The 16,761-nt window shown below is 58.3% G+C and carries 12 protein-coding genes; 9 read left to right on the top strand and 3 right to left on the bottom strand.

The features are described 5' to 3' along the window. Nucleotides 1–31 precede the first annotated feature (31 nt). The 3 genes from IFT53_RS01715 (at nucleotide 32) to IFT53_RS01705 (ending at nucleotide 1,907) form a co-directional block, all read left to right on the top strand. The gene (locus IFT53_RS01715; protein WP_042618191.1) at nucleotides 32–712 is read left to right on the top strand and encodes a GntR family transcriptional regulator; all 681 of its coding nucleotides are present in this window, start codon (nucleotides 32–34) and stop codon (nucleotides 710–712) included. A 179-nt stretch (nucleotides 713–891) separates the two neighbouring features. Then, nucleotides 892–1,470, top strand: a complete 579-nt coding sequence (locus IFT53_RS01710) for a biotin transporter BioY (protein WP_192063568.1) — start codon at nucleotides 892–894, stop codon at nucleotides 1,468–1,470. Continuing rightward, a complete protein-coding gene (locus IFT53_RS01705) occupies nucleotides 1,467–1,907 on the top strand; it encodes a DUF1284 domain-containing protein (RefSeq protein ID WP_192063569.1) in 441 nt (146 codons plus the stop codon). The genes IFT53_RS01710 and IFT53_RS01705 overlap by 4 nt, the downstream gene beginning before the upstream one ends. Here the strand turns inward: IFT53_RS01705 and IFT53_RS01700 are convergent. After that, nucleotides 1,897–2,982, bottom strand: a complete 1,086-nt coding sequence (locus tag IFT53_RS01700; RefSeq protein ID WP_244656205.1) for a hypothetical protein — start codon at nucleotides 2,980–2,982, stop codon at nucleotides 1,897–1,899. The genes IFT53_RS01705 and IFT53_RS01700 overlap by 11 nt on opposite strands. Before the next feature lie 366 nt (nucleotides 2,983–3,348). On the opposite strand from IFT53_RS01700, the gene IFT53_RS01695 reads away from it, so the two are divergent. After that, nucleotides 3,349–4,494 (top strand): site-specific DNA-methyltransferase, encoded by a 1,146-nt coding sequence (locus IFT53_RS01695; protein WP_192063570.1) that lies wholly within the window; start codon nucleotides 3,349–3,351, stop codon nucleotides 4,492–4,494. Between the two features lie 405 nt (nucleotides 4,495–4,899). Here the strand turns inward: IFT53_RS01695 and IFT53_RS01690 are convergent, their stop codons facing one another. Both IFT53_RS01690 and mutY read right to left on the bottom strand, forming a co-directional pair. Continuing rightward, nucleotides 4,900–5,511: an HAD family hydrolase gene (locus IFT53_RS01690; RefSeq protein WP_192063571.1), complete on the bottom strand. Its 612-nt coding sequence runs from the start codon at nucleotides 5,509–5,511 to the stop codon at nucleotides 4,900–4,902. Nucleotides 5,512–5,520: 9 nt separating this feature from the next. Then, nucleotides 5,521–6,612: an A/G-specific adenine glycosylase gene (gene mutY / locus IFT53_RS01685; protein WP_192063572.1), complete on the bottom strand. Its 1,092-nt coding sequence runs from the start codon at nucleotides 6,610–6,612 to the stop codon at nucleotides 5,521–5,523. Nucleotides 6,613–6,692: 80 nt separating this feature from the next. On the opposite strand from mutY, the gene IFT53_RS01680 reads away from it, so the two are divergent. From IFT53_RS01680 to ppdK, 5 genes are all read left to right on the top strand, one after another. After that, complete coding sequence (locus tag IFT53_RS01680; protein WP_042618197.1) at nucleotides 6,693–7,202, top strand: DUF721 domain-containing protein; 510 nt, start codon at nucleotides 6,693–6,695, stop codon at nucleotides 7,200–7,202. Between the two features lie 136 nt (nucleotides 7,203–7,338). Next, on the top strand, nucleotides 7,339–8,019 hold the full coding sequence (locus IFT53_RS01675; RefSeq protein WP_192063573.1) for a DsbA family protein: 681 nt from the start codon (nucleotides 7,339–7,341) through the stop codon (nucleotides 8,017–8,019). 72 nt (nucleotides 8,020–8,091) lie between these two features. Continuing rightward, nucleotides 8,092–11,556, top strand: coding sequence for a chromosome segregation protein SMC (smc, locus tag IFT53_RS01670; protein WP_192063574.1), 3,465 nt, complete (start codon nucleotides 8,092–8,094; stop codon nucleotides 11,554–11,556). 362 nt (nucleotides 11,557–11,918) lie between these two features. Then, nucleotides 11,919–13,826: a HAMP domain-containing methyl-accepting chemotaxis protein gene (locus tag IFT53_RS01665; RefSeq protein ID WP_192063575.1), complete on the top strand. Its 1,908-nt coding sequence runs from the start codon at nucleotides 11,919–11,921 to the stop codon at nucleotides 13,824–13,826. Nucleotides 13,827–14,026: 200 nt separating this feature from the next. Beyond that, nucleotides 14,027–16,753 carry a pyruvate, phosphate dikinase gene (gene ppdK, locus IFT53_RS01660; protein ID WP_192063576.1) on the top strand — a complete coding sequence of 909 codons (2,727 nt, stop codon included), beginning with the start codon at nucleotides 14,027–14,029 and terminating at the stop codon, nucleotides 16,751–16,753. Nucleotides 16,754–16,761: the final 8 nt, after the last annotated feature.

Below are 16,761 nucleotides of genomic sequence, written 5' to 3'. Positions count from 1 at the left end.
ACAATATTTCTTCGCCGTCCTATGTCATGCCATGGCCAAATCACCCAAATCCAAACCCGAAGACACAATCGCCGCAAAAATCAGCCGGACTCTGGCTGAAAGGATCGTGCGCGGCGAGCTGTCTCCCGGTGAGCGCCTGCGGCAGGACCATGTGGCCGAGGAGTTCGGTGCGTCGCATGTGCCGGTGCGCGAGGCATTCCGGCGTCTGGAAGCGCAGGGGTTGGCCGTCAGCATTCCGCGCCGCGGTGTGCGAGTCGCTGATTTTGGCCTTCCCGATGTGCAGGAAGTGGCCGAGATGCGAGCAGCGCTTGAAGTGTTGGCCCTGCGGCACGCCATTCCCAACATGACTGCGACCATTCTGGATGAGGCGGAAGCGGCGACGCTTGCGGGAGACAGGGCCATGGATGTGCGGCAATGGGAAGAGGCAAACCGGCGGTTCCACCGGCTGATCACCGCGCCCTGCAATATGCCGCGCCTGATGGAAGCCATAGACGGTCTTCACGCCGCAAGCGCACGTTTCCTGTTTTCGGCATGGCGGGCAGGGTGGGAACGGCGCACAGACACCGATCACCGCGCCATTATCGATGCCCTGCGTGGCGGACGGGATGAGGAAGCCGTGCGCATATTGGAGGGGCACGTGCGCTGGATCGGCCGCACCGCGGTGCGCACATCCGCAGGCGCCACGCGTGATGCATTCGCCATCGTCGGATAAATTATAGATAATTTTATCTCAGCATATCATGCTGTAATTGTTGCGCTTATGTGGAATCTATTCACATGGCGGCGGCACCCTTGCGCGAATTTTAGCGGTAAGGCTGGATTCATTAGGGGATTCTGCTCTATCAATCATGGTGTCTTTATAAATTATCTATAATTTGAAAGGAAGACATCATGACTGTTCACATCCCCAATGCTCCATCGGGATTTCTCGATCTCCCATCGAAGTCGTTCATCCAGCAGACGTTGTTCGTTGTCGCCGGAACGCTGGTTCTTGCGCTTGCATCAAGGATTTCCGTGCCCATGGTGCCGGTGCCGATCACCATGCAGACATTCGCAATCACCATGATTGGTGCGCTCTATGGCTGGCGGCTGGGCACGCTGACGGTGCTGGCTTGGCTGGGTGAAGCCATGCTTGGCCTGCCGGTTCTGGCTGGCGGAGCATTTGGCCTTGCGCCCTTCGTTGGCCCCACGGCTGGCTATCTCGTTTCATTCCCCATCATGGCCGCACTCGTTGGCTTCATGACGGAAAAGGGCATCAGCGGCGATCGTCCGTTGGCGGGCTTCCTGCTTCACTTCGGTGCCAGTGCTTTGGGTCTTGCGCTCGGATGGGTCTGGCTTGCAGGTTTGCTCGGTGCCGAAAAAGCCTGGATTGCCGGTGTCGCACCGTTCATTCTCGGCGCGGTGCTGAAATCGGCTCTCGCCGTTGCGGTCCTGAACGTCCTCTCTTTGCGCGCGCAAGCCGCCAAGTGACCATTCGTCTAAGGGCACATCATCTGCTGTGCATGCTGACCTATGTCGGCAAAGGCTATACGCACGGCTTCACGGTCAATTATGACCGTGTCGCCGCGCGATTGCGGGGTGGCGAAGAGATCGAAATCATATCCGGCCCGGACGATATCTGCGAGCCCTTGCTGGATGATAAGGACGCGCATTGTTTCGCGCATAGCGTGGTCGGGCGCGATGCAAGCGCGCTCGATGCCGTTGGGCAGTGGCTGGGTCGAAACCTGCAGATCGGTGATCAAATCAATCCGGACGAAGCTTTTATCGAAACGCTGCGAGCGGGCTTCAAGCACGGCCATCTGCGGCAACCCTGCTCAGGCTGCGAATGGACAAGCCTTTGCGACCGCATCGCGGGGGATGATTTCTGCGGCGTCAAGACAGCGCGGCAGCTAGGCGTCAATCGGTGATGTTAAGTTCCGTGCGTTCTGCCGCCGTGACCGTGGCGTTGACCAGCTTTGGCTCGCGGCGCGTCTTGTCATCATACGTCACCTTCACGGTATATTCGCCGGGATGCAGGGTTTCCTGATGCTTGGTATCGTAACGGCCGGAAATTTCCTTCTGGGTGCCTTGCAGGTCTTTCGTGATTTCCATGATGTCGATGCGCTGTGCATCCTTGGCTGTCACGGCAAGCACGCCAGCGTCAAGGTTCACGGTAACAGTTGTGCGTTGCCCAGCCGTCACGTTGAACGGCGTTTCGGCGGTCACCTTGCCCAACCGCGCCCGCATGATGAAGGAGCCAGCGGGCATCTGCATCAATTTGCCAACACCATAGGAGCCGGTGATTGTCTCCCGCGTTCCATCCAGCGTTTCATCGGTGGAAACGGTCTCGAAGCGGATATTGTCGGTTTCAACGGCGCGCCCGCCATCCTTGTAGACGGCATTGGCAACCACGACACCGCTGGGGATGATGAGATCGCGGCTGACAGTCTCGCCAGCCTTGACGCTGATGGTTTCCGAAGCCTGTGCGGGGCCGATCCGGCCCTCTAGCTTCAGCTCTCCAGCCGGAACGTAAATTTCCTTGGCGCCATAGATGCTATCGGTAAATGCAGTGCCCTGCTTGATATCAACACGCGCCTGTGGCTCGGCTTCCTTGCTGTCTGCGCTGCGCTTTGGAACGATGGTCAGCAGTGCTGCATCGAACACGACGTTGACCTGCGCGACCTTGCCATCGGTAATTTCAACGGGAATGGTCTTGGAAACATTGCCGAGGCTTGCGACGGCCACATATTTACCGACCGGGATTTTCTCCTCGAATGTCGCGTCGTAAGCGCCGCCAACATTCTCGGTGCTCGCATTGCCTGCGCTGTCAGCCTTGTAAAAATCCCAGCGAACTTTGTCGCTATCGCCAAGCGACGGACCGCCCGAAACGAGCATCGCATCCGTCTTGACGTTGATCTGCGGCTTTGGAGCCGACGGCGTAGCGGTCTGCGCAAAGGCAGTGCTGGCGAGAAGCGTAGAAACAACAATGATAGAAACGCGCATTCTGAAAATACCCCTGCAACCCATAGCCTTGGCGCCATCTCTAGATGGCACCCAAAACTCCGAAATCACAACGTCAAAAGTGACGTATGGTTCCATTGGTCACCAATGAATCACGATGAACAGTAAAATGCTGATTTTCCTGGGTGAAGTTCGACGCTTTTGGGCGAGGGGGCATCTCGCCTGTCTGCAAGCGATGAGGGCGTCATCTGCTGGCCCGATTAACACTGTCCATTCCCACTTTATGACGAGTCAGCGAATTTTTTTACGCACTTAGCGCGTTTTTGCACGCCGCGTTCAGGCTTTGATAACCAACTTCGGTAACCATAAGGGTCAGTTCAGTCGAGTAAGCGTATGGAGCGAGTACCTATGGCATCAGTGTTTCCGCTAGCCGATTTTCGGCGTGCCGGTTTTGATCTTGCAGGTGAAAGCGACGCCTGGAAAGACAGCATCATCAAGGGTGATTGCGTTGCCGCACTCGAGGCACTTCCCAGCCAGTCTGTGGATGCGATCTTTGCCGACCCTCCATATAATCTCCAGCTCGGTGGCTCGCTGCACCGCCCGGATCAGTCTCTGGTTGATGCCGTCGATAATGACTGGGATCAGTTCGCGTCCTTCGAGGCCTACGATGCCTTCACCCGCGCTTGGCTTCTGGCCTGCCGCCGCGTGCTGAAGCCCAATGGCACCATCTGGGTCATCGGCTCCTACCACAACATTTACCGCGTCGGCTCCATTCTTCAGGATATGAACTTCTGGATCCTCAACGACATCGTCTGGCGCAAGACCAACCCGATGCCAAACTTCAAGGGCCGCCGGTTCCAGAACGCGCATGAGACCATGATCTGGGCCAGCCGTGATGCGAAGGCGAAAAGCTACACCTTCAACTATGAAGCCCTGAAGGCGTCCAATGATGACGTGCAGATGCGCTCCGACTGGCTTTTTCCGATTTGCAGCGGCCATGAGCGTCTGAAGGGCGATGACGGCAAGAAGGTCCATCCGACCCAGAAGCCGGAAGCACTGCTGGCCCGCATTATCATGGCATCCACAAAGCCGGGTGATGTCGTGCTGGACCCATTCTTCGGCTCCGGCACCACGGGTGCGGTGGCAAAGCGTCTCGGCCGTCATTTTGTCGGCATTGAGCGGGAGCAGGATTATATCGATGCGGCCTCTGCGCGCATCGCCGCAGTGGAGCCTCTGGGCAAGGCGGAACTCACCGTCATGACCGGCAAGAAGGCCGAACCTCGCGTTGCGTTCAACGTGCTTCTCGAAAGCGGCCTGGTACGTCCCGGTCAGGTTCTGACAGATGCGAAACGTCGCTACAGCGCCATTATCAGGGCTGACGGCACGATTGCATCCGCTGGCACCGCTGGCTCCATTCACCGCCTGGGCGCCAAGGTGCAAGGGCTGGATGCCTGCAATGGCTGGACGTTCTGGCACTATGAGGACGGCGACGCCTTGAAGCCTATCGATGATCTGCGAACCATTATCCGCAATGAAATGGCAAAGGCCGGATAAGGCGATCCACCGCTTGCGCTCTTGCCCAAAAGGCGGGTCTACCCGCCGCGCATACTTCGTCCGGTTTTTAGTACCTTCAGTCCCGGATGAAGAGTAACAGACGCCCGGCCTTCTCTGAACGCCGGGCGTCTGTGTATCCGTCGTTAATCATATCAGAAATTTCTTAAGCATATCAATTGCCTGGAAAGCCTGGGGCAAGTATGGGTCTTTAGCTAGTCGGTGCAAGGGAGCCATAGCAAGCCGCCAACGGACCTGCCCGGATATGAGAAATGATGTCAGGGATGCCGGGACCGAAGAACGAAGACGGCAACTTTCCCGAGATCGAGATTTACTAATCTGGTTGCTTGCAGCCAGACTGGTGCAGGTAGAAGACCGCCATTTTCGCCTGCACCAGCCATTCTCATCTCAAGCGTGGACGCCATGCGCGGCCAGATCCGCTTTCAATGTCTTCGCATCTTTAAAATGAACCGCCTCCCAGCCCGCAGCCTTCGCACCTTCGACATTCGCGAGTGAATCGTCGATGAAGATGCTGGTTGCCGGGTTGAGGCCAAAGGTTTCGGCGTGAAGTTTGTAGATCGCTACATCCGGCTTGATCAGGCCGACATCGCCTGAAACCGTCACGCCGCGAGACAGGGTGAGGAAGGGATACATCTTCTGTGCTTCCCGGAACGTGTCGGATGCGAAATTGGTCAGCATCGTCACGTCGTGACCGCCATCAATCAGACCTTTGAGAATGGCGACGGAATCATCATAGGCGTGGGACACCATTTCGTGCCAGTGCAGACGGAAGGCGCGAATGTGATCTTCTCTCTCAGGGTGGGTTTCCAGAAGCAGCGCTTCTGCTTCTTCCCAACTGCGCCCGCGATCCTGTTCCAGGTTCCATTCGTGGGTGCAAACGGTTTCGAAGAACCGCGCCCGTTCCTGCGCATCTGGAATGATGCGGCTATAGGGAATGTTCGGATCATAATGGATCAGAACCTTGCCGATGTCGAAAACGATATGGTTGATCTTGGGCATCAATGTTTCCTAAGCAGTGTCGAAGGCCAATGGAATAGCCTGTGCGATGGCTTTTTTCATCACCGTTGGCAGGGCCTGGGCATCAAGATTTGTGACCGGCTCCCACCATCCGTCATTGGTCAGCCGCATGTCGGCGCTCGTTACCTCGGCGCGGTAGATTGAAAGCCGCAGTTCGAAATGTGTGAAGACGTGGGTAATGCTGCCCGCCGCTTCCCAGTTTGCAGCAAAGGGCGCGTGGTCTGTGCCGGTGCCGCCATCGATGCGTGATGTCCATGTGGTCGTCGGCACCTCTGTCATGCCACCCAGCAGGCCGGTTTCGATCCGCCGGCGAAGAAGAATTTCACCCTTATCGTTCACCGCAACGTAGGCTGCACCCAAACGCACCGGCTTCTGCTTCTTGGCAGCTTTCACCGGAAAACGTTCCGGCTCATCCTGCGCCAGCGCCAGACAGTGGTCCTTATAGGGACAGAGCGCACAGGCCGGACGCTTCGGCGTACAGATTGTTGCACCCAGATCCATCATGGCCTGCGCGAAATCGCCCGGACGGTCAGCGGGCGTAATCTGCGCCACCTTTGCCCTCATGGCGGGCTTGGAGCCGGGCAGGGGCGCGTCGATGCAAAACAGGCGGGAAATGACCCGTTCCACATTGCCATCCAGCACCGCCGATTGACGGTTGAACGCGATGGCCGCCACGGCTGCCGCCGTATAATCGCCAATGCCGGGAAGTTTTTTCAGGCCTTCCTCGGTGTCGGGAAAGATGCCGCCATGCTCATTGGCAACCGCTTCGGCACACTTTTTAAGGTTGCGGGCGCGGGCGTAATAGCCAAGCCCTGCCCATGCCGCCATCACGTCATCACTGGGCGCGGCAGCCAGATCCTCGACCCTGGGCCAGAGCGCCAGAAACTTGGCAAAATAGGGTTTTACCGCCTGTACAGTGGTCTGCTGCAGCATCACCTCAGACAGCCAGACATGATAGGGATTGGCCCGCAAACCCTTGGCCGCCATGGGCGGTGATGTGCGCCATGGCAGGTCGCGGTGGTGCCGGTCGTACCATGCCAGCAGCACGTCCGCGTAAGGCGGGTTGTCAGTTTTCTGAAGCATGGTTTGCTGTGGCCCTCATATTGGGCCTATACTTGGTCCATCCGCTTGCGTCGATCAAGCCATGAGTGCACGAGTTCAAAATGAAAAAGCCACGCAGAGGCGTTATCCAGATTGCCGAAATCGCAAACGGCATCATCGATCCCGTTCTGGCCAAGAGAGCCGGTATCAGCACCGCGCTTCTTGGCTCCTGGGATGAAATTGCCGGTGCGGATTTTGCCGATTGCACGCGGCCGGAAAAGATCACCTGGCCGCGGCGCGATGAGGGGCCGGATCGCGGTGGCTATCAGGCGGGCGTGCTGACCATTGCCTGCGAAGGTGCCCGCGCCCTGTTTCTGACCCATGCGCAGGGGGAGTTGATTGCTCGCATCAACGGTTTCTTCGGCTTTCCCGCCGTGCGCCAGATCAGGATCGTTCAGAAACCCGTGTCGCGAACGCTCAACCGTCGCCCTAAGCCACAGCCGCTGCGTGGTGATGCCGCAAAGCGGCTGGAAGGCATGATGGACGGCATTGAAAGCGATGTGCTGCGCAAGGCGGTTGAACGTCTGGGCACTGCGGTTTTGCAAAAGCGCGTCCGCCGTGGCACGATTTGACGCAGGTCTAAGTCCAGACGGTCCTTGACTGGTCACAATTCTTTGACAAGAAGAAAAGAAATGGCCGCTTGTTCTGCTCGGGCAGCCACTATATCGCAATTGTAGACAATTTCAGTCTTTCACACACAGGTGCTAGATGCATTTTCCAGAATTCAATATCTCTCGCCGCAGCCTGCTTGGCGGTGTTGCACTGGCCGCAGTTGCTGTCGCCCTGCCATTCGCACTGACACCGGGCTCCGCCTTTGCGCAGGAATTGCCCGAATCATCCGGCAATGTGGATATGGACGCGGTCATGAAGCCCGGCCCGCTGCCGGACCGTGGTCTTGGAGACGTGAATGCGAAGGTCAAGATCGTCGAATACATGTCGATGACCTGCCCGCACTGCGCCCATTTCCACAACACCACATTTGAAGAAATCAAGAAGAAGTACATCGACACCGGCAAGGTCTACTTCGTTATCCGGGAATTCCCGTTTGATCCGCGTGCCGCTGCCGCCTTCATGCTGGCCCGTTGCGCGCCAGAGCAGCAGTATTATCCGTTCGTTTCCATGCTGTTCAAGCAGCAGCAGAGCTGGGCAACGGCGCAGGATGCACGCGCAGCCCTGCTGCAAATGTCGAAACTGGCCGGTTTTTCACAGGAGACCTTCGAGGCCTGCTTGACGAACCAGAAGCTTCTGGATGATGTGAACGCAACGATGCAACGCGGTGCGACGGAATTCGGCGTCAATTCGACCCCGACCTTCATCATCAATGGAAAGCGCTACGCTGGAGATATGTCTGTTGAAAAAATGTCGGCGCTTGTCGACAGCCTGCTCTAATAGACGTTACCTGACAAAAACGGGCGACGGATACATCCGTGCGCCCGTTTTTTTTGACGATAGAGCAGCGGCATGAAATTCAACAAGCTGCGTCTTCTCGGCTTCAAATCCTTTGTCGAGCCCTCCGAATTCATCATAGAGCCGGGCCTGACCGGCGTTGTCGGCCCCAATGGCTGCGGCAAGTCCAATCTTGTGGAAGCCCTGCGCTGGGTGATGGGTGAAAACTCCTACAAGAACATGCGCGCCTCCGGCATGGATGACGTCATCTTCTCCGGCTCCGGCAACCGTCCAGCCCGCAACACCGCCGAAGTCGGTCTCTATCTCGATAATTCCGACCGCACCGCGCCCGCAGCCTTCAATGATGCGGATGAAATTCAGGTCACACGCCGCATCGAGCGTGAAAACGGCTCGGTCTATCGTATCAATGGCAAGGAAGCCCGCGCCAAGGATGTGCAGCTTCTGTTTGCGGATGCCTCCACCGGCGCGCGCTCGCCTTCCATGGTCGGGCAGGGCCGCATCGGCGAGCTCATCAATGCCAAGCCACAGGCGAGACGTCAGTTGCTGGAAGAGGCCGCTGGCATTTCCGGCCTGCATTCGCGCCGCCACGAAGCTGAACTGCGCCTGCGCGCTGCCGAGACAAATCTCGAGCGGCTGGAAGATGTTACCGCCCAGCTTGAAAGCCAGATCGAAAGCCTGAAACGGCAGGCGCGACAGGCCAGCCGCTTCAAGATGCTATCGTCAGATATTCGCGCCCGCGAGGCAACGCTGCTGCATATTCGCTGGGTGGAGGCCAAGCAGGCGGAAGGCGAGGCGGACAGCGCGCTCAATCAGGCGACCAACATCGTGGCCGAAAAAGCGCAACGGCAGATGGAAGCGGCCAAGGAGCAGGCCATTGCCAGCTTGAGGCTGCCTGAACTGCGCGAAAACGAAGCCAGAGTTGCCGCTGCCCTGCAACGCCTGCAGATTGCCCGGACCCAGCTGGACGAAGAAACCAACCGCATTCTGCGCCGTCGCGATGAGCTTGCCCGCCGCCTTGCGCAATTGGGCGAGGATATTGTGCGTGAAGAACGCATGGTCGCCGACAATGCCGACATTTTGGCGCGCCTTGATGAGGAAGAGGCGGAAATTCAGGAGATGCTGGCCGATGCTGGTCGCTATTCTGAAGAAACGCGCCAAGCCTTCGAGGAAGCATCAGACCAGCTGGCCCGGAGTGAGCAGGCTTTCACCGCCTTGACGGCGCAGCGTGCAGACGCCGCCGCCAATCGCGGACAATTGGAACGAACCATTCGTGATCTTGCCGACCGGAAGGCGCGTCTGGACCGTCAGGCATCGGAAGCAGCTGGCGAAATTGAAAACATCGATGAAAAGCTGTCCCATCTGCCTGATCCATCGGAAAAGCGTGAAAGCGTAGAAGCGGCAGAAATTGCGGTCGAAGACGCGATGCTCGTGGTGGAGGATGCCGAGACCGCTGTTGCCGATGCACGGTCCGCCGAAGCTCTGGCGCGAGGCCCGGTTGAGGCTGCGCGCAGCCGCCTCAATGCGCTGGAAACCGAAGCGCGCACCATTTCAAAAATGCTGGCAGCCGGTGCCGTCTCCGGCTCGTTCACGCCCGTTGCCGAAGAGCTGACAGTGCAGCGCGGCTTTGAAGCAGCCCTTGGTGCGGCACTTGGGGATGATCTGGAAAGTCCGCTCGATTCCGCCGCTGCCGCATACTGGACTGACAATGGTGATGGTGCGGATGACCCGGCGCTACCGGCAGGTGTTGCGTCGCTGCTCTCGCATGTCGATGGCCCCAAGGCTTTGAACCGCACTCTTCGCCAGACGGGTCTGGTCTCTAGCATGGACGAAGCCATGCGGCTGATGTCCGCGCTAAAGCCCGGCCAGCGGCTGGTGACGAAAGACGGCGCGCTGGTGCGCTGGGATGGCCATATTACTGGTGCCGATGCGCCGGGCAATGCCGCGCTCAGGCTCTCGCAAAAGAACCGCCTGGCGGAACTGGAAAACGAGAGCGAAGAGGCCCGCTATGCGCTTGATGAAGCGCAGGAGCAGCTTGCGACATGCGCTGACGAGATTGCCTCCGCCGAGAGCCAGCTTGCCGATGCGCGGGAAAGAAGTCGCCTCGCATCCCGCCAGCTTGTGGATGCACGCGATGCGCTTTCCACGGCCGAGCGTGCTTCCGGCGATCTTTTGCGCCGCCGCGATGTCGTGTCTGAAGCCATCAAGCAGATCGGCGGGCAGATCGAGGACATCGTTGCTCAGGAAGAAAATACCCTGATCGAACTGGAAGACGCCGCCGATCTCTCCGATATCGACCTGCGCCTCAAGGAAACCCAGCTGGAGGTGGCAACTGACCGCAGCCTGCTGGCCGAGGCCCGTGCGCGGCACGAAGGTTTGAACCGTGAGGCCGAGGTGCGCCAGCGCCGCATCAACGCCATCGCGCAGGAGCGCGCCACATGGCAGGCCCGCGCGGCAAGCGCCAGCGGCCACATTGCCACGCTTCGTGAGCGTGAAGACGAGGCCCGTGACGAGCTTGCCGAACTGGATATCGCGCCTGAAGAATTCGATGAGAAGCGCCGCAATCTTCTGACGGAGTTGCAAAAGACGGAAGAGGCGAGGCGTCTTGCCGCCGACCAGCTGGTGGAGGCGGAAAACCATCAGCGTCAGGCGGATCGCGTTGCAACCATTGCCTTGTCCGAACTGGCGGAAGCCCGTGAAAAGCGCGGGCGTGCGGAAGAACGTCTGGTTTCGGCCCGCGAAAAGCGTCAGGAAGGCGAGCACCGCATTCGTGAAGCGCTGAATGTCGAGCCGCATATGGCCTTCCGCCTGACGGGCCTTGCCGTGGACGCGCCCATGCCGGAAATCCGCGATGTCGAGCGGGATCTGGATCGGTTGAAAATCGAGCGTGAACGTTTGGGCGCCGTCAATCTGCGTGCCGAGGAAGAGCAGGCCGAGCTTTCGGCAAAACTCGCGGCGCTCATCAAGGAACGCGACGACATTATTGACGCCGTTCGCAAACTGCGGGCGGGCATTCATAATCTCAACCGCGAAGGCCGCGAGCGTCTGGTCGCCGCTTTCGATATCGTCAACACGCAGTTCCAGCGCCTGTTCACCCACCTGTTCGGCGGCGGCACGGCGGAACTGCAACTGATCGAATCGGATGATCCGCTGGAAGCCGGGCTGGAAATTCTCGCCCGCCCACCGGGCAAGAAGCCGCAGACCATGACGCTGCTATCCGGCGGCGAGCAGGCCTTGACGGCCATGGCGCTGATCTTTGCCGTGTTTCTCACCAACCCCGCACCCATCTGCGTGCTGGACGAGGTGGATGCGCCGCTGGATGACCACAATGTCGAGCGTTATTGCAACCTGATGGACGAGATGGTGGCATCCACCGAAACGCGCTTCGTCATCATCACCCACAACCCCATTACCATGGCGCGCATGGACCGTCTGTTCGGGGTGACCATGGCCGAGCAGGGCGTTTCGCAACTTGTTTCCGTCGATTTGCAGATGGCAGAGCGGTTGATCGAAGCCGTTTAAGCGCCTGATCGTCGTTTTTTTCATCATTTTATAAAAATAAATGCCTGCGCAGTCGGATCTGACGTAACGGCACGTTTTTGATATTTATCAATTCCTGTTAAGTGCTGCCTTATAGTTTCTCTCAATGGTTGGTTTTCAGGAAATATTAATAAACTATTACACACCCTCTGATTGGTGTTCTCACGCGAAGCTGTCGACACTTGATCAGGAGGCGTGTAAATTACTGAATCCATTGCCATATCACACATGATTCATATCTAATTAATAGTTCGATATCACTCTTCATCACGCATTCTGTACATCGTCCAATGCCATACGAGCCACCGCGATTTCGCGGTTCTGAGCTGCTCAAGAGGATATCTATGTCTATTCGTTCTAAGCTTTTATCATGCGTATTTTTTCTTGTTGCAATACTTGCCGTGACCTCCTTGTTCTCACTTTATGCATTGAATGAAGAAGGAAAATTGCTGCACAGCATCGTGGCGGACCGTGTTGTGCCCATGGCGCAGCTTAAATCCATTTCCGATGATTATGCCGTCAAGATTGTGGACACCGTTCACAAGGTGAGTGGTGGTGCGCTGACCACTGACCAGGGTGTCCAGAGCATCCGGGGTGCTATGCAGAGCATCGAGAAGTCCTGGACGGATTATATGGCGACGTATCTCACGGTGGACGAGAAACGGCTTGCCGACGAATTCCAGCTCTTGCGCCAATCGGCGGACCAGAAACTACAGGGCGTCATCACGCTTTTGCAGGGTGGTAATCTGGAAGAAATCAGCAAATTTGCCGATACCCAACTCTATGCAATCATCGATCCCCTGGGGGAATCCGTTTCAAAACTGATCGACATACAATTGACCGCAGCCAAGGACGGTTTGGTGGCCGGTGATGATCTTAGAGATTTCATCCTGCAAACCCTGGCTGTCCTCGGTGCGATTGCCGTGGCGCTTGCCGCTATTTCCGTTCTCATCGTCACCCGCGGCGTTATCAAGCCCATTCAATTGATGACGGGCTCCATGTCATCGCTGGCGTCAGGCAATGTCGATCTGGAAATTCCCGGCGCTGATCGCAAGGACGAGATCGGAAAAATGGCACAAAATGTCGTCATCTTCCGCAACAACGCCATTGAGCGTATCCGTCTGGAGGCAGAAGCTGACGCCAATCGCAGCCTGTCGGAGAAGGAACGCCTTGCCCGCGAGGAGCAGAAGGCGAGGGAAGCGGCAGACACCAGCTTTGCTGTCGATAATCTGGCATCCGCGCTGTCGCGTCTCTCCAACGGCGATGTGTCCTACCGCATTAGCCAGCCCTTTGCCGCACATCTCGATGCGGTGCGTGAAAACTTCAATTCCTCTGCCGAAAAACTTCAGTCTGCGCTGAGCCAGGTGGCCAAAAATGCCCGCGGCATCGATGCAGCTGCCAATGAAATCCGCGCCGCTGCCGATGATCTGGCCAGGCGTACGGAACAGCAGGCAGCATCGGTCGAGGAAACCGCAGCGGCTCTGGAAGAGATCACCACCACGGTGAAGGATTCCACAAAACGCGCCCAGGAAGCCGGCCATATCGTGGCAAAGGCCCGCACTGGTGCCGAGCAGTCCGGTGAGGTGGTCCGCAATGCTGTTGTCGCCATGGAGCAGATCGAAAAGTCTTCGTCTGAAATTTCCAAAATCATCAGCGTCATCGACGAGATTGCCTTCCAGACAAACCTTCTTGCGCTAAATGCGGGCGTGGAAGCAGCCCGTGCGGGTGAGGCAGGCAAAGGCTTTGCTGTCGTTGCTCAGGAAGTCCGCGAACTGGCCCAACGCTCCGCCAATGCCGCCAAGGATATCAAGGGCCTGATCACCACATCCAACACTCAGGTTCAACAGGGCGTGCAACTGGTTGGCGAAACGGGGCGTGCACTGGAAGCTATCGTGGCTGAAGTGCAGGACATCAACCGTCACGTTGTGGCGATTGTGGATGCGGCACAGGAGCAGTCGTCCGGTCTGCAGCAGATCAATACGGCTGTGAACCAGATGGATCAGGACACGCAGAAGAACGCCGCCATGGTCGAAGAGCAAACGGCAGCCAGCCATGGTCTGGCCCGTGAGGCCGCTTCGCTCAACCGCCTGCTGGGTCAGTTCAAGCTTGCGGAGGGAGGTTACGAGGCGCCGGTGCGGCAGGCCACGTCAGCGGAACGGCCGGTTCAATCTCCTGCCCGCGCATTGGGCCGCAAGATTACGGCGGCCTTCAATGGCAATGCCGCTGCCAAATCCGGTTGGGAAGAGTTTTAAGCCCGAGCTCACAGCAGAACTGATCCACTTTAGAAGCCATCCATTCCGCTCGCGCTCGTCGCGGGCGGTTTGATTTTATCAACACATGCGCCGCATTTATGCTGCACTGCCGTGCAATGGTGCAAGAACTGCCGTTTCCAACACTATGACAATGCTGTAAAGGGTTGAAAAATAGAACGCTTCTGGGTGGAGAGCGTAGAATGAAAAAATGGGTCTATACATTCGGCGACGGGGCCGCCGAAGGGCGTGCGAGCGATTTCGCCGTGCTGGGTGGCAAGGGTGCCCATCTGGCCGAAATGGCAAGCCTCGGCCTGCCTGTTCCTCCGGGCCTGACCATCATCAGCGAAGCCTGTGCGCGCTACCATCAGGGTGGCCGATGCCTCCCGGAAGAGTTGAAACTTCAGGTCACCACTGGCTTGCGCGGCATGGAAGCCATCACTGGCTGCACCTTTGGTGCGGGACCTCAGCCGCTGCTTCTTTCGATCCGCTCCGGCGCGCGCGCCTCCATGCCCGGCATGATGGATACGGTACTCAACCTCGGCCTCAATGACGAAACCGTGCAGGCGCTGGCCGAGATTTCCGGCGACGCCCGATTCGCATGGGATAGCTACCGCCGTTTCATCCAGATGTATGCTGATGTGGTGATGGGGCTCGACCATGAAATCTTCGAGGAAATTCTCGAAGACGAGAAGGGCCGCCTCGGCCATGAATATGATACCGAGCTTTCCGCCGGTGAATGGCAGCATATCGTTTCGCTCTACAAGGGCTTGATCGAGGAAGAGCTTGACGATCCCTTTCCGCAGGATACGCAGGTGCAATTGTGGGGCGCCATCGGTGCCGTCTTTGCAAGCTGGATGAACACCCGCGCCGTAACCTATCGCCATCTGCACAATATTCCCGGAGACTGGGGAACGGCGGTTAATGTGCAGGCCATGGTGTTCGGCAATCTAGGCTCGTCTTCGGCCACCGGCGTCGCCTTCACCCGCAATCCATCGACTGGAGAAAAGGAGCTTTACGGCGAGTTTCTGGTCAATGCGCAGGGCGAAGATGTGGTCGCGGGCATTCGCACGCCGCAATCCATCACCGAAGATGCACGCATCTGTTCCGGCTCCGACAAACCCTCCATGGAAAAGCTGATGCCGGAGGCTTTCGCGGAATTCATCGGCATCTGCCAGCGCCTGGAAGGCCATTACCGCGATATGCAGGATATGGAATTCACCATTGAGCGCGGCAAATTGTGGATGTTGCAGACCCGCGCGGGCAAGCGCACGACCAAGGCGGCGATGAAGGTTGCCGTCGACATGGTGGCGGAGGGGCTGATTTCCAAGGATGAGGCCATCTGCCGTATCGAGCCCTCATCGCTTGACCAGTTGCTACACCCCACCATCGATCCATCTGTCGAGCGCCCCATTATCGGTTCTGGCCTTCCGGCCTCGCCGGGTGCGGCATCCGGTGAAATCGTCTTCACGTCTGATGAGGCGGTTGCTGCCAAAGCAGAGGGCCGCCGGGTGATTCTGGTGCGCATGGAAACGAGCCCGGAAGATATTCACGGCATGCACGCCGCAGAAGGCATCCTCACCACCCGTGGCGGCATGACCAGCCATGCGGCCGTCGTCGCGCGCGGCATGGGCATACCTTGCGTTTCCGGCGCTGGCTCCATGCGGGTGGATCTGCGCAGCAATGTGTTGATCGGCGTGGGATGCATGCTGAAAAGGGGCGATGTCATCACCATCGACGGCTCATCCGGCCGTGTGATGAAGGGCGAGGTCCCCATGACCCAGCCGGAACTCTCAGGCGATTTCGCCAAGCTGATGGAGTGGGCCGATAGCACCCGGCGCATGACGGTGCGCACCAATGCCGATACCCCGGCAGATGCCCGCGCCGCGCGTGCATTCGGCGCGGAAGGCATTGGCCTGTGCCGCACCGAGCACATGTTCTTCGAGGGCGACCGCATTCAGGTGATGCGGGAAATGATCCTTGCTGAAACTGAAGAGGGCAGGCGCGCCGCACTCGATCAGCTGCTGCCCATGCAGCGGCAGGATTTTACCGAGCTGTTTTCCATCATGCACGGCATGCCGGTCACCATCCGTTTGCTGGACCCACCACTGCACGAATTTTTGCCCAAGACCGATGGCGAAATCGTCGAGGTTGCCGCCGCCATGGGCATGTCGCAAACCCTGTTCCGGCAGCGGCTGGATGCGCTGCACGAATTCAACCCCATGCTCGGCCATCGCGGTTGCCGTCTGGCAATCTCCTATCCTGAAATCGCCGAAATGCAGGCCCGTGCGATTTTCGAAGCGGCGGTGGAAGCCGCCCGTCTCACTGGCGCACCCGTGGTGCCGGAGATTATGGTGCCGCTGGTCGGTCTGCGTTCAGAGCTGGATTATGTCCGCGCCGTCATCGATGGTGTCGCCGTCTCGGTGGCACAGGAAACCGGCATGACGCTGGAATATCTGACCGGAACCATGATCGAGCTGCCACGCGCTGCCTTGCGGGCTCACGTCATTGCCGAGGCTGCGGAATTCTTCTCCTTCGGCACCAACGACCTGACGCAGACGACCTTCGGCATTTCCCGTGATGACGCGGCCCGCTTTATCGAGACCTACCAGCGCAAGGGCATCATCGAGCGTGACCCCTTTGTCTCGCTGGATTTCGATGGCGTGGGTGAACTGATCCGCATCGCCGCCGACCGTGGTCGCCAGACCCGGCCAGAGCTGAAACTCGGCATCTGCGGTGAGCATGGCGGTGATCCGACCTCCATCCATTTCTGCGAGGATGTGGGGCTGGATTACGTCTCCTGCTCGCCCTTCCGCGTGCCGATTGCGAGGCTGTCTGCGGCGCAGGCAACCCTTGCCATGGCGGATAAGCGCAACGCGAAAACCGTCTCGAAGGTCGTGCCGTTCAGGGCTATCCCCGCCAAGGTGTAACCTTTGGT

The sequence above is a fragment of the Rhizobium sp. CFBP 13644 genome (genome assembly GCF_014842165.1).
Classification (GTDB): domain Bacteria; phylum Pseudomonadota; class Alphaproteobacteria; order Rhizobiales; family Rhizobiaceae; genus Agrobacterium; species Agrobacterium tumefaciens_C.
This window is presented reverse-complemented; position numbering and strand designations above follow the sequence as displayed.